The organism is Thiosocius teredinicola, from assembly GCF_002009425.1.
GTDB lineage: Bacteria > Pseudomonadota > Gammaproteobacteria > Chromatiales > Chromatiaceae > Thiosocius > Thiosocius teredinicola.
In genome coordinates this window covers 4,377,266-4,389,765 of sequence record NZ_CP019936.1, presented here as the reverse complement: position 1 = coordinate 4,389,765, position 12,500 = coordinate 4,377,266, and the positions used below count along the sequence as shown (strand labels likewise).

The 12,500-nt window shown below is 63.5% G+C and carries 11 protein-coding genes; 3 read left to right on the top strand and 8 right to left on the bottom strand.

Going from position 1 to position 12,500, the window contains the following annotated elements; all coding sequences use genetic code 11:
* Window positions 1–7 precede the first annotated feature (7 nt).
* The 8 genes from B1781_RS20730 to B1781_RS20695 form a co-directional block, all read right to left on the bottom strand.
* Window positions 8–1,144: a D-alanyl-D-alanine carboxypeptidase family protein gene (locus tag B1781_RS20730; RefSeq protein ID WP_334223808.1), complete on the bottom strand. Its 1,137-nt coding sequence runs from the start codon at window positions 1,142–1,144 to the stop codon at window positions 8–10.
* Between the two features lie 295 nt (window positions 1,145–1,439).
* The gene (locus B1781_RS20725) at window positions 1,440–2,321 is read right to left on the bottom strand and encodes a septal ring lytic transglycosylase RlpA family protein (protein WP_334223807.1); all 882 of its coding nucleotides are present in this window, start codon (window positions 2,319–2,321) and stop codon (window positions 1,440–1,442) included.
* On the bottom strand, window positions 2,318–3,331 hold the full coding sequence (mltB, locus tag B1781_RS20720; RefSeq protein ID WP_078121471.1) for a lytic murein transglycosylase B: 1,014 nt from the start codon (window positions 3,329–3,331) through the stop codon (window positions 2,318–2,320). Before mltB ends, B1781_RS20725 begins: the two co-directional genes overlap by 4 nt.
* Window positions 3,331–4,470: a rod shape-determining protein RodA gene (gene rodA / locus B1781_RS20715; protein ID WP_078121470.1), complete on the bottom strand. Its 1,140-nt coding sequence runs from the start codon at window positions 4,468–4,470 to the stop codon at window positions 3,331–3,333. Before rodA ends, mltB begins: the two co-directional genes overlap by 1 nt.
* Complete coding sequence (gene mrdA / locus B1781_RS20710; RefSeq protein ID WP_078121469.1) at window positions 4,467–6,332, bottom strand: penicillin-binding protein 2; 1,866 nt, start codon at window positions 6,330–6,332, stop codon at window positions 4,467–4,469. Before mrdA ends, rodA begins: the two co-directional genes overlap by 4 nt.
* Before the next feature lie 4 nt (window positions 6,333–6,336).
* Window positions 6,337–6,822 carry a rod shape-determining protein MreD gene (gene mreD, locus B1781_RS20705; protein WP_078121468.1) on the bottom strand — a complete coding sequence of 162 codons (486 nt, stop codon included), beginning with the start codon at window positions 6,820–6,822 and terminating at the stop codon, window positions 6,337–6,339.
* Entirely contained in the window at window positions 6,819–7,769 is a 951-nt protein-coding gene (gene mreC, locus B1781_RS20700; RefSeq protein WP_334224003.1) for a rod shape-determining protein MreC, read from the bottom strand. Before mreC ends, mreD begins: the two co-directional genes overlap by 4 nt.
* Window positions 7,770–7,842: 73 nt before the next feature.
* A complete protein-coding gene (locus B1781_RS20695; RefSeq protein ID WP_078121466.1) occupies window positions 7,843–8,892 on the bottom strand; it encodes a rod shape-determining protein in 1,050 nt (349 codons plus the stop codon).
* A 219-nt stretch (window positions 8,893–9,111) separates the two neighbouring features.
* On the opposite strand from B1781_RS20695, the gene gatC reads away from it, so the two are divergent.
* From gatC to gatB, 3 genes are all read left to right on the top strand, one after another.
* A complete protein-coding gene (gene gatC / locus B1781_RS20690; RefSeq protein ID WP_078121465.1) occupies window positions 9,112–9,399 on the top strand; it encodes an Asp-tRNA(Asn)/Glu-tRNA(Gln) amidotransferase subunit GatC in 288 nt (95 codons plus the stop codon).
* An 80-nt stretch (window positions 9,400–9,479) separates the two neighbouring features.
* A complete protein-coding gene (gatA, locus tag B1781_RS20685; protein WP_078121464.1) occupies window positions 9,480–10,934 on the top strand; it encodes an Asp-tRNA(Asn)/Glu-tRNA(Gln) amidotransferase subunit GatA in 1,455 nt (484 codons plus the stop codon).
* A 35-nt stretch (window positions 10,935–10,969) separates the two neighbouring features.
* On the top strand, window positions 10,970–12,415 hold the full coding sequence (gatB, locus tag B1781_RS20680) for an Asp-tRNA(Asn)/Glu-tRNA(Gln) amidotransferase subunit GatB (protein WP_078121463.1): 1,446 nt from the start codon (window positions 10,970–10,972) through the stop codon (window positions 12,413–12,415).
* Window positions 12,416–12,500 lie beyond the last annotated feature (85 nt).

Below are 12,500 nucleotides of genomic sequence, written 5' to 3'. Positions count from 1 at the left end.
TGTTCTTTTACTCAAACATCATCAATACGCTGTCGACAACCGTGCGCCAGATGCCACCCTCGGGCACGTCTTCGAGTGCCACCAGCGGCTTGCGGGTAACCAGTTCGCCATCGAGTTCGATGACGACCTCGCCGAGCTTCTGGCCTTTGCTGATCGGTGCCTCGATACCCGATTGGATATCGGTGCGTGCGTTCAGCTTTTCATACTGCCGCCGTGGGATCGTGACATACAGATCCTTGTCCAGGCCGAGCGAGACCTCTTCCTGCTCGCCCATCCACACGCGGGTGCGGGTCAGGCGGTCGTTGGCGCCGTACAGGCGGTGCGTTTCGTAGAAACGAAAGCCGTAGTTCAGCAACGACTGGCTCTCGACGGCGCGCGCCTTTTCACTCTCGGTGCCCATAACCACCGACACCAGGCGCATGTTGTCGCGCTTGGCCGACGCCACCAGGCAGTAGCCGGCGGCCTCGGTGTGGCCGGTCTTCACGCCGTCGACTGCGGCATCGCGCCACAGCAGGTTGTTGCGGTTGTGCTGGCGGATGTCGTTGTAGGTGTATTCCTTGACGGCGTACAGCTTGTACAGCTCGGGGAACTCGCGAATCGTCGCCTCGGTGACCAGCGCGATGTCGCGCGGCGTGGTGTAGTGCTCCGGGTCGGGCAGACCGGTGGCGTTGACGAAGTGGGTGTCGAGCATGCCCAGGCGGTGCGCATGGTTGTTCATCAGGTTGGCGAACGCCTCTTCGCTGCCGGCCACGTGCTCGGCCAGCGCGACGCTGGCATCGTTGCCCGACTGGATGATCATGCCCTTGAGCAGTTCTTCGACCGATACCCGTTTGTTGACCTCGACAAACATCCGCGAGCCGGGCGTTTTCCACGCCTTTTCGCTGATCAGCACCGGGTCGGTGAGGGTGATCGAGCCACCGCGCAGCTCGCGAAACACCACGTAGGCGGTCATGATCTTGGTCAGGCTGGCGGGCTCCAGGCGCTGTTCGGCGTCTTTGGCGGCCAGCACGATGTCGCTGTCCATATCGACCAGCAGGTAGCCGGTGGCGGCGACCGTCGGTGGCGCGGGTGCGGGTGCGGCGACGGCCATGCCCAATGGCGTCAAGAGCAGCGCGAAGAGGGAAGCAATGAGGGTTTTGAGCACGATACTGCGTTCCTGAGTTCGGTAGGTAAAAGTCGGCTAGCTAAGGCTTGTTAACGAAATCCTAGGATACGGGGTGCGTGCCGAGTGTGCCGCACTCCCTATGTCGAATGGCTCACGCTTTGAACCGCTTTCGGCGTGGCGACATTCTAACGCCACAGCGCCGCTTGGGGCAGCGCTGGGCCACGAGGCGGGCCTGGACGAGATCCGGGGCTGCTGTAGATCTGTTCTGGATGTGCTGCCGGTCAGGCCTTCGCCGCCGATGCAGGGGGTCAGACAGCGCGCCGGGTCGGGCGGTTCACTCGATGATGACAATCGGTTCGGCGACGCCGAACTGATGCATCTGCGCGCTGACCTGGTCGGCGGTCTCGACCGATGCCAGTGGTCCGACCTGCACGCGGTGCATCTGGCCGTCGGCCGTCACGGTCGGCGACACCCGTACCGTACGTGCCAGGCCATTCTGCAACCGCTGACGCAATTGCTCGGCATTGTGGCTGCTGCTGAATGCCCCGGCCTGCAGGTAGATGCGCGGTGCCTTGGCGACCTGTTCGGGCGGCAGCGGTGGCGCCGTCGGCTCGACCGAGGGCGGTGCGGCCGGCGCGGTCGTGGCGGCGACCTTGGTTGCGCCCTGCGGCCCGGACGGATCGATCGTGCGGACCTCGACCAGCGCGGTGCCCTTGCCGAGCATGCCGATACGCGAGGCGGCGGCGTACGACAGGTCGATGATGCGGTTTTCGTGGAACGGGCCGCGGTCGTTGATCTTGACCACCACCCGGCGGCCGTTCTCCAGGTTCACGACCTCGGCGTAGGTCGGTATCGGCAGTTCCTTGTGCGCCGCGGTCATGCGGTACATGTCGTAGGTTTCGCCGCTGGAGGTGCGCCGGCCGTGGAACTTCTTGCCGTACCACGAGGCGATGCCGCGCTGCTTGAAGTTCTTGTGGTCGCGCATCGTGTGATAGCGCTTGCCGAGCACGACATAGCTGACCGGGTTGCCGTAGCGGCTGTACGGTTCTTCTTTCGGCACCGCGTCGGGCACGCTGCTGACATCGCGATGCTCACCCGGACCGTCCTGATCGTCGTCGTAGGTCGGCCCACGCGAACCGCAGCCGGCCAGCAGGCCCGCCGTGATTGCGCCGATCAACAACCAGCGAAGCGAAGTGATGCGCTTTGCCTTGTTCACGGTTGCTTGCCTGCGGTTTTCTGCGCGTCCAGGCCCTGCTGGTACTCGGCGAGAATCGCCTCACTGAGCTGGTACACGGCCATCGCGTACTTGGTGCGCGGGTTGTAGCGCATGATCGAATAGAAGTTATTCGAGCCGACCCAGTATTCGGTGCCGGTGTCGGTTTTGAAATCCATCAGGCTGACCTTGCCGCCGGTGGCGATCGAGTCGTCAAACTTGATGCCTGCGCTGCTCAGCTGGGTGGCGGTGAGCCGCGGTTTGGCGCCGGCATCGACGAACGCCTTGTGCTTGCCCGTTACGCTCGATGCGGGCGTGGTGACCGGTCCGCCACGCTTCCAGTTGCCCTTCTTGACGAAGTAGTTGGCGACGCTGCCGATCACGTCGACCGGGTTCTCCCAGATGTCGCGGTGACCGTCGCCGTCGAAATCGACCGCGTACACGCGGAAGCTGTCGGGCATGAATTGCGGCATGCCCATGGCGCCGGCATACGAGCCGGTGGGCATGGTCGGCGCGATGTCTTCTTCTTTGGCAAAGCGCAGGAAGTGGCTGAGCTGCTCGCGGAAGAATTCGCCACGTCGCGGATAGTGAAAGCCGAGGGTATGCAGCGCGTCGAGCACACGGTGCCCGCCGGTAAACGCGCCGTAGCGGGTTTCGACACCGAGGATGGCGACGATGATCTGCGGCGGCACACCGTATTCTTTTTCGGCACGCGCGAGGGTGTCGGCATGCTGGCGCCAGAAGTCGACACCGCCGTGGATGCGTTCGGGCTTGAGAAAGATTGCACGGTACTCGGTCCAGTTCAGGGTCTTTTCCGCGGGCCGCGAGATCGCCTCGAGGATGCGCTTTTGCGTAACGGCCTGGTGCAGCGTCTTGGTCAGATCGTCACGCTTGAAGCCGTGGCGCTTCACCATGTCGTTGATGAATTCGTTGCGCAGTTGGTCCGGCGTTTTGGCGCGGACGGTGCCCGCCAAGGCGAGCGTACAACACAGTAACAGGATAAATCGCTTCATCAGGTCGGCAACAATCGTCGATGAGTGTGAATGGACATGAGGATACCGAAGCCGGCCATCAGGGTCACCAGTGATGTCCCCCCGTAGCTGACAAGCGGTAAGGGTACACCGACCACGGGCAGCAGGCCTGTGACCATGCCGGTGTTTACGAACAGGTACACGAAGAAAACCAGGATCAACGCGCCGGAGATCAGGCGCGTATAGGTATCTTGCGCGCGGGTGGCGATGTACAGGCCGCGCACGATCACGAAAAGGTACAGGGCAAGCAGCACGAGCACGCCGATCAGGCCGAACTCTTCCGACAGCACGGCGAAGATGAAGTCGGTGTGACGCTCGGGCAGAAAGTCGAGTTGTGATTGGGTGCCGTTGAGCCAGCCCTTGCCGTACAGCCCGCCCGAACCGATCGCGATCTTCGATTGGATGATGTGGTAGCCGGCGCCCAGGGGATCGTTTTCCGGATCGAGGAAGGTCAGCACGCGCTGCCGTTGGTAGTCGCGCATCAGGTACCACACGGCCGGCGCGGCTGCGCCGCCGGCGGCGATCAAGGCGGCGATCAATCGCCAACTGATGCCGGCAAGAAACAGTACGAAGATACCGGCGCTGGCGACCAGTAGCGAGGTGCCGAGGTCGGGCTGCTTGGCGATCATCAGCACCGGCACGACGATCAGCGCGGCGGCCACCGCCAGGCGTTGCCAGGTTGGCGGCAGCGGTTTCTCGGCCAGGTACCAGGCGATCATCAGCGGTACGGCGATCTTGACCATCTCGGAGGGTTGGAAACGGATCACGCCGAGATCGAGCCAGCGCTGCGCGCCTTTGCCGATCTCACCGACCACCAGCACCGCGATCAACAAGATGACGCCGACGCCGTACAGCCAGGGGCTCCAGCGGCGCAGCGTCGTCGGGTTGAGCTGCGCGACTGCCAGCATCACGACCAGCGCGAGCAGGATGCGCAGCGTCTGGCGTTCGACCTGGGCCAGGTTCTGGCCGGAGGCCGAATACAACACGAGCAGGCCGAAGCCGCACAGCAGCAACACGCCGACCAGCAAGGGCAGGTCGATATGGAATACCGCCAGCAGGCCCTGGCGGCGGTTCGGGTTGGTCGGGGTCAGGTCGCCGAGCTGGCGCGGTGAGTAGCTCACGTGCCTTCTTCCGGTTGTGGCAGCGGCGCGCGCTCTTCCGGCGGCAGCAGGTAGGCGTCCATGATGGCGCGTGCGATCGGTGCAGCGACCGATCCGCCGTGGCCGCCGTTCTCAACCACCACGGCGACCGCGATTTGCGGGTCGTCGATCGGCGCATAGGCGATGAACAAGGCGTGGTCGCGCAGCTTCTTTTCCAGTTCTTCTTCGTCGTATTCCTCATCCTGGGCGACGGTGAAGACCTGTGCAGTGCCGGTCTTGCCGGCAATGCGGTATTTCTCGTTGCGGATACGCTTGGCGGTGCCACGCCGACCTTCGACGACGTTCGCCATGCCGGTGTGCACATCGATCCAGTTCTGCAGCTGCTTGATCGGTATCTGGTGCGCGCTCGGCGGGATCGGCGCGATCTCGCCGGTGTCGCGCGAGCGCAGGTGGTCGACCACGTGCGGCGTGTAGAAGGTGCCGTTGTTGGCGATCGCCGCGGTGGCCGCTGCCAGTTGCAGCGGTGTCGTCAGAAAATACCCTTGCCCGATGCCCATGATCAGCGTCTCGCCCGGGTACCAGGGCTGGTTGCGCGCCCGGCGTTTCCATTCACGCGACGGCAGCAGGCCGGTCGACTCGCCGACCAGGTCGATGCCGGTCTGGCCGCCGAAACCGAACTGCGACAGGAAGGTGTGCAGGCGATCGACGCCGACATCGTAGGCCAGCTTGTAGAAGAACACGTCGCACGACTGCACGATGGCGTTCTCCACGTCCATCGAGCCGTGGCCGGTCTTCTTCCAGTCGCGGTAACGGTGCGCATTGCCGGGCAGGCGGAAGAAGCCGGGGCAGTAGACACTGGAATCGTATTGGATAACACCTGTCTCAAGACCAGCGAGACCCATGAAAGGTTTCACTGTCGAGCCGGGCGGGTACTGGCCACGCAATGCGCGGTTGTACAGCGGACGCGCATCGTCCTGCTGCAAGGCCTGGTAGTTCTTGGTGCTGATGCCTTCGACGAACAGGTTCGGGTCGTAGCCGGGTTGACTGACGAAGGCCAGCACGCCGCCGTTCTTCGGGTTGATCGCCACGGCCGCACCGTTGTTGTCGCCGAACGCATCCATCGCCACCTGTTGCAGCTCGATATCCAGATGCAGGTGGATATCGACACCGGGCGCCGGCGGTGTCTGCTCGAGGGTGCGCACCTTACGTCCGGCGGCATTGACCTCGACCTGTTCGAAGCCCACCGAGCCGTGCAGCGCCGATTCGTACGACTTCTCGACGCCGTTCTTGCCGATGTGGCTGGTGCCGGCGTAGTTCGACACATCGATCTGTTCGAGGTCGCGTTGGCTGACGCGTCCGACATAGCCGAGCACATGTGTGGTTTTCAGGTCGTGCGGGTAGTGCCGCAGCAACTGCGTCTTGATATCGACCCCGGGAAAACGGTGGCGGTGCACGGCGAACTGCGCCGTCTCTTCCTGGGTGAGGTTCACCCGGATCGGTACGCTGTCGAAACGCCGCTTGCGCTTGCGCAGCTTCCAGAAGCGTTCGAGGTCTTCTTCGCTGATCTCGATGATCTGGCCGAGACCGGCCAGGGTATCGTTGAGGTTGCCGGCCTGTTCGGGGGTGATCTCCAGGCTGTAGGCGGGCCGGTTCTGTGCCAGCAGCACGCCTTTGCGGTCGTAGATCAGGCCGCGCGTCGGCGGCAGCGGCACAACCTTGACGCGGTTCTCGCGCGACAAGGTGGTGAAGTGTTCGTGGCTGACGACCTGCAATTGCACCATGCGCCAGACCAGCGCACCGACCGCGAGCAGCACCAGCAGGCCGCCGATGATCGCGCGGTTCAGAAACGCCTGGCTTTCGCGGATGGTGTCTTTGAGCTGCATGGTCTCAGATGACTTTGAAGTGACGCCGCACCTTGCGCAGCGTGACGAACACCCAGGGCCACAGCAGCGCGCCGATCAACGGCACCACCCAGTATTCCAGGCCAGGCGTGGTCTCACGGGTGGCGCCGATCACCCACAGCGACAGCAGGTGATCGATGACCAGCAACAGCATGACGCCCAGCGATTGCTGCCAGAACGGGAACACGCGGATGCGTTGATGCAATTGTATGGCGATGAAGAGCACGATCGACAGGCCGAGTGCATGTTGCCCGAGCAGGGTCGCCGTCAGTACGTCGAGCACCACGCCGACGATGAAGCCGCTACCGACGCCCACGCGGTGCGGTAGGGCGATCGCCCAGTAGATCATCACCAGCGTGACCCATTGTGGCCGAAACGCCCTCGACCACTCGGGCATCGGCAGTATCGTCAGCAACATGGCGATACAGATGGTGACGACGATCACCACGCGACCCTGGGCGACACTGCTCACTCTTCGCCCTCAATGACCTGTTCGGTAGGTTTCTGCGCTGGCTTTTCGGCCGGTTTCTCGGCGGTCGGGGATGCTGCGTCGGCCGCATCTTCGCCGCCTTCGGGCGACACGCCGTTCGGCGATATCGCGAGCTGGTTCGGCACCGTCCATACCAGCAGCACTTCGCGGCTGCGATCGAGATGCGCGCGCGGCTGGGCGAGTACGGTCGAGAACGGCGCATCCGGCGAGCGGTCGATCCGGGTTACCGTGGCCACCGGGTAGCCGGGCGGGAACTTGCCGCCAAGCCCGGAGGTGACCAGCAGGTCGCCTTCGACGATGTCGGAGTTGGTCGGCAGGTAGGGCAGTCGCAGTTCGTCGATCCGCCCGGTGCCGACGGCGATAGTGCGCAGGCCGTTGCGCAACACCTGTACCGGCAGCGCGTGGCTGCTGTCGGTGATCAGCAGCACGGTCGACGACAGCGGCGTGACGCTGGTCACCTGGCCCATGACCGCGTGCGCGTCGAGCACCGGTTGGCCCTCGAACACCCCCGAGGTGCCGCCCTTGTTGATGATGACCTGCTGTTTGTAGGGATCGAGGTCGACCGACGACAGCTCGGCGACCAGCACACGGTCGCCGACCTTGAACGAGGAATCGACCAGGTCGCGCAGGCGCATGTTTTCGGCCTGTAGCGATTCGTACTTCTGCAGTTCGGCACGCAGTCGCAGGTTCTGTTCGCGCAGCAACTCGTTCTGTTCGAGCAGGGTATCGCGGCTGCTGGTGGTCGTGCTGAGCCACTCGGACGCCGAAAACGGCAGGTCGGCCATGTATTGCAGCGGATAGGTGATGAAGGCCAGGGCGCTGCGCAGGTCCTGCAGGTGGTGGTAACGATGATCCATTACCAGCAGGGTCAGCGACAGAATGACGGCGGCCACCAGCCGCGTAGCTTGGGACGGGCCTTGTGCAAAGATCGGCTTGATTGCGACGCTCTCCGTTCTTGCGATTTGTCACACACGGCGGCTGCCCACGCCACCGTGAAAGGGGTCACTCGACCGTGAAGATCTCGCCCCCACGCTCGTCCATCAGCTCCAGTGCACGACCGCCACCACGCGCCACGCAGGTCAGCGGGTCTTCGGCGATCACCACCGGCAGGCCGGTTTCCTCTTCGATCAGACGGTCGAGGTCTTTGAGCAGCGCGCCGCCGCCGGTCAGCACGATGCCGCGCTCGGCGACGTCGGCGCCGAGTTCCGGCGGGGTCTGTTCGAGGGCCTTCTTGACGGCATCGACGATGCCCGACAGCGGCTCCTGCAATGCCTCGAGGATCTCGTTGGAGCTCAGCGTGAAGCTGCGCGGCACACCCTCGGCGAGGTTGCGGCCTTTGACTTCGAGCTCGTGAACTTCGTTCCCGGGGTAGGCCGAGCCGATCTCTTTCTTGACCCGTTCGGCGGTGGCTTCACCGATCAGCGTGCCGTAGTTGCGGCGCACATAGTTGATGATGGCCTCGTCGAATTTGTCGCCGCCGATACGCACCGAGTTCGAGTACACGATGCCGTTGAGCGAGATGATCGCGACCTCGGAGGTGCCGCCACCGATGTCGAGCACCATCGAGCCGCGTGCCTCGTCGACCGGCAGGCCGGCGCCGATCGCGGCCGACATCGGCTCTTCGATCAGGTAGACCTCGCGTGCACCGGCACCGGCGGCCGATTCCTTGATTGCGCGGCGTTCGACCTGGGTCGAGCCGCACGGTACGCATACCAGCACGCGCGGGCTGGGGCGGATCAGGCGGGATTCGTGCACCTTATGAATGAAGTACTGCAGCATCTTCTCGGTGACGGTGAAGTCGGCGATCACGCCCTCTTTCATCGGCCGGATCGCGGTGATGTTGGCCGGGGTACGGCCGAGCATCTTCTTGGCCTCTTCGCCGACGGCGGCGACCGATTTGGGGCCGCCGGGACCACGGTCCTGACGAATGGCGACGACCGACGGCTCGTTGAGCACTATTCCCTGGTCACGGGCGTAGATCAGGGTGTTGGCGGTGCCGAGGTCGATCGACAGGTCGTTGGAGAAAAGTCCACGAATACGACGAAGGAACATGCTGTGATTTCCGGTGGCCGGTCGGGCGACCTGTCTTGCGAGGGCCTCGACCTAAAACGAATATGCAGTGTACTGAGGAACCATGCCCCAGAAAGAGGCGTAATCTAGCAACGGCCCCGGTGTTCGGCAAGCGCATTGGTTCGCAGTTGGTTTCGACCGTGCGCCGTAATGTGTTAATTTCGCGTCCTCGTTCGTGTCCAACCGAAGCGGCTGCATACCATGTCTCTGTCTGCTGATGATGTTGCAAAGATAGCTCACCTTGCGCGCCTCGCGGTGTCGCCGGATGAAACCGAGTCGATGGGCAAGGAGCTGTCGAATATCCTCGACCTGGTCGCGCAGATGGATGCCGTCGACACCGACGCCGTGCAACCGATGGCGCACCCGCTGGAGATGGCGCAGCGCCTGCGGCCCGACGCGGTCAGCGAGGTGAATCGCCGCGAGGCCTACCAGGCCACCGCGCCGGCGGTTGAAAACGGCCTGTTCCTGGTGCCGAAAGTTATCGAATGAGGCAGCGACGGTGGTGAACGTCTACACACCGCTTGCATCGTCTCACGCCCCCAAACCGATCATGGATCGTCTGTAATCCCATGCATACCAAGACCATCGCGGAATTGTCGCGCTCGCTGCAAAGCGGCGAGCTGTCGAGCACCGAGCTGACGCAGCATATGCTGCAGCGCATCAAGGCGCACGACGACAAGCTCAACAGCTTTGTCACGGTGACCGAAGAGGCCGCACTCGAGCAGGCCAAGGCCGCCGACGCGCGGATCGCCGCCGGCAATGCCGGCCCGCTGACCGGCATCCCGATCGCGTACAAGGACATCTTCTGTACCGAGGGCGTGCGCACCACCTGTGGTTCGCGCATGCTGGAGAACTGGATTTCGCCGTACGACGCAACGGTCGTCGCCAATCTGCGCGCTGCCGGCGCCGTGATGCTCGGCAAGACCAATATGGACGAGTTCGCGATGGGCTCGTCGAACGAAACCAGCTATTACGGCCCGGTGCGTAACCCGTGGAACACCGACAAGGTGCCCGGTGGTTCGTCCGGCGGTTCGGCGGCGGCCGTTGCGGCGCGCCTGTGCTGCGGCGCGACCGGCACCGACACCGGTGGCTCGATCCGTCAGCCGGCCGCGTTGACCGGCATCACCGGCCTCAAGCCGACCTATGGACGTTGCTCGCGCTGGGGCATGATCGCGTTCGCCTCGTCGCTCGACCAGGCCGGACCGATGACGCGCAGCGCCGAAGATGCGGCGATCATGCTCGGTGCGATGTCCGGTTTCGATGAACGCGACTCGACCAGTGCCGAGCGGCCGGTGGATGACTATGTCGCGGCGCTGGGCACCGACGTGAAAGGTGTGCGTGTCGGCGTGGTCAAAGAATTCATGGGCGAAGGCCTGGACGCCGGCGTCGGCCGGTCGGTGCAGGCGGCGATCGACGAGCTGCAAAAGCTGGGTGCCGAGATCGTCGAGATCAGCCTGCCGAATGCCGGGCTGTCGGTGCCGGCTTACTATGTGGTCGCGCCGGCCGAGTGCTCGTCGAACCTCGCGCGCTTCGACGGGGTGCGCTACGGCCACCGCTGCGACGATCCGAAGGACCTCGAAGACCTGTACAAGCGCTCGCGCTCGGAAGGCTTCGGTGCCGAGGTCAAGCGACGCATCATGATAGGCACCTATGCGCTGTCGGCCGGTTATTACGACGCGTACTACCTCAAGTCACAAAAGGTCCGCCATCTGATTGCCGACGACTTCCGCCGCGCATTCGAGCAATGCGATGTGATCGTCGGCCCAACCGCGCCGGATACCGCGTTTGGTCTGGGCGAGAAGGCCGATGACCCGGTGTCGATGTATCTTTCGGATATCTACACGATCGCGGTCAACCTCGCCGGCCTGCCCGGCATGTCGATCCCGGCGCCGCAGTCGGCTGGACTGCCGGTCGGCCTGCAGATGATCGGCAATTATTTCGACGAGGCGCGGTTGCTGAACGTGGCGCACCAGCTGCAATTGGCGACCGACTGGCACCAGCAGGCGCCGGCCGATTTCGCGTAGCGGGCCGCTCGCAGCGTTTATTCAGGTAAGAAGACATGCAATGGGAAACCGTCATCGGGCTTGAGATTCACACTCAGCTCGCCACCAAGTCGAAGATCTTCTCGGGTTCGTCCACCGCGTTTGGTGCCGATCCCAACACCCAGGCCTCGCTGATCGACCTGGGTATGCCCGGTGTGCTGCCCGTCTTGAACAAAGAGGCGGTGCGCTGCGCGGTGCGCTTCGGCAAGGCGATCGGTGCGCATGTTGCCGATCGCTCGGTGTTCGCGCGCAAGAACTACTTCTACCCCGATCTGCCGAAGGGCTACCAGATCAGCCAGTACGAGCTGCCGGTGGTCGGTGTCGGCGAGGTCGATATCATGCTGGACGACGGCGAAACCAAGACGATTGGCGTCACCCGTGCGCACCTCGAAGAGGATGCCGGCAAGTCACTGCACGAAGATTTTCACGGCATGACCGGCATCGATCTGAACCGCGCCGGTACGCCACTGCTCGAGATCGTTTCCGAACCCGACATGCGTTCGGCCAAAGAGGCCGTGGCGTATGCCAAGAAGATCCACCAGATCGTGACCTATATCGGCATCTGCGACGGCAACATGCAGGAAGGCTCGTTCCGCATGGATGCCAACGTGTCGGTGCGGCCCAAGGGCCAGCAGGAATTCGGTACACGTGCCGAGCTGAAGAACATCAACTCGTTCCGCTTCCTCGAAAAGGCGATCAACTTCGAGGTCGAACGCCAGATCGACCTGATCGAAGACGGCGGCAAGGTGATTCAGGAAACGCGCTTGTACGATGCGAACAAGGACGAGACGCGTTCGATGCGCACCAAGGAAGAGGCCAACGACTATCGCTACTTCCCCGATCCCGATCTGTTGCCGCTGGAGATCGACGAGGCGTTCATCGCCGATGTGATCGCCAGCATGCCGGAGCTGCCGGATGCGCGGCGTACGCGCTTCGAGGCCGACTATGGGTTGTCGGCCTACGATGCCGAGGTGATGACCTCGACGCGTGCCCAGGCCGATTACTACGAGACGGTAGCCAAGGTGAGCGGCGATGCCAAGCTGGCCGCCAACTGGGTAATGGGCGAACTCGCTGCGGCCCTGAACAAGGCGACGATGGAGATCACCGAGAGCCCGGTGGATGCCGACGCGCTCGGTCAGCTGGTCGCGCGCATCAAGGACAACACCATCTCGGGCAAGATCGCCAAGGACGTGTTCGCCGCGATGTGGGACGGCGAAGGCAGTGCGGACGAGGTGATCGAGGCCAAAGGGCTCAAGCAGATCACCGACAGCGGCGCGATCGAAGCGCTGGTCGACGAGGTGATCGCGGCGAACCCCGACCAGGTCGAGAATTTCCGCAATGCCGATCCGGCGAAGCAGCCGAAGATGCTGGGTTTCTTCGTCGGTCAGATCATGAAGAAATCGCAAGGCAAGGCGAACCCGCAGCAGGTCAACGAGCTGCTGCGCAAGAAGCTCGGCGGTTAAAGTCACAGTGCAGGGCTGCCGCAAACAGTTCGCAACATAGCCCGTTCAAAGTAGGCGCCGGGCGGCACACGAGAATGCCGCATCG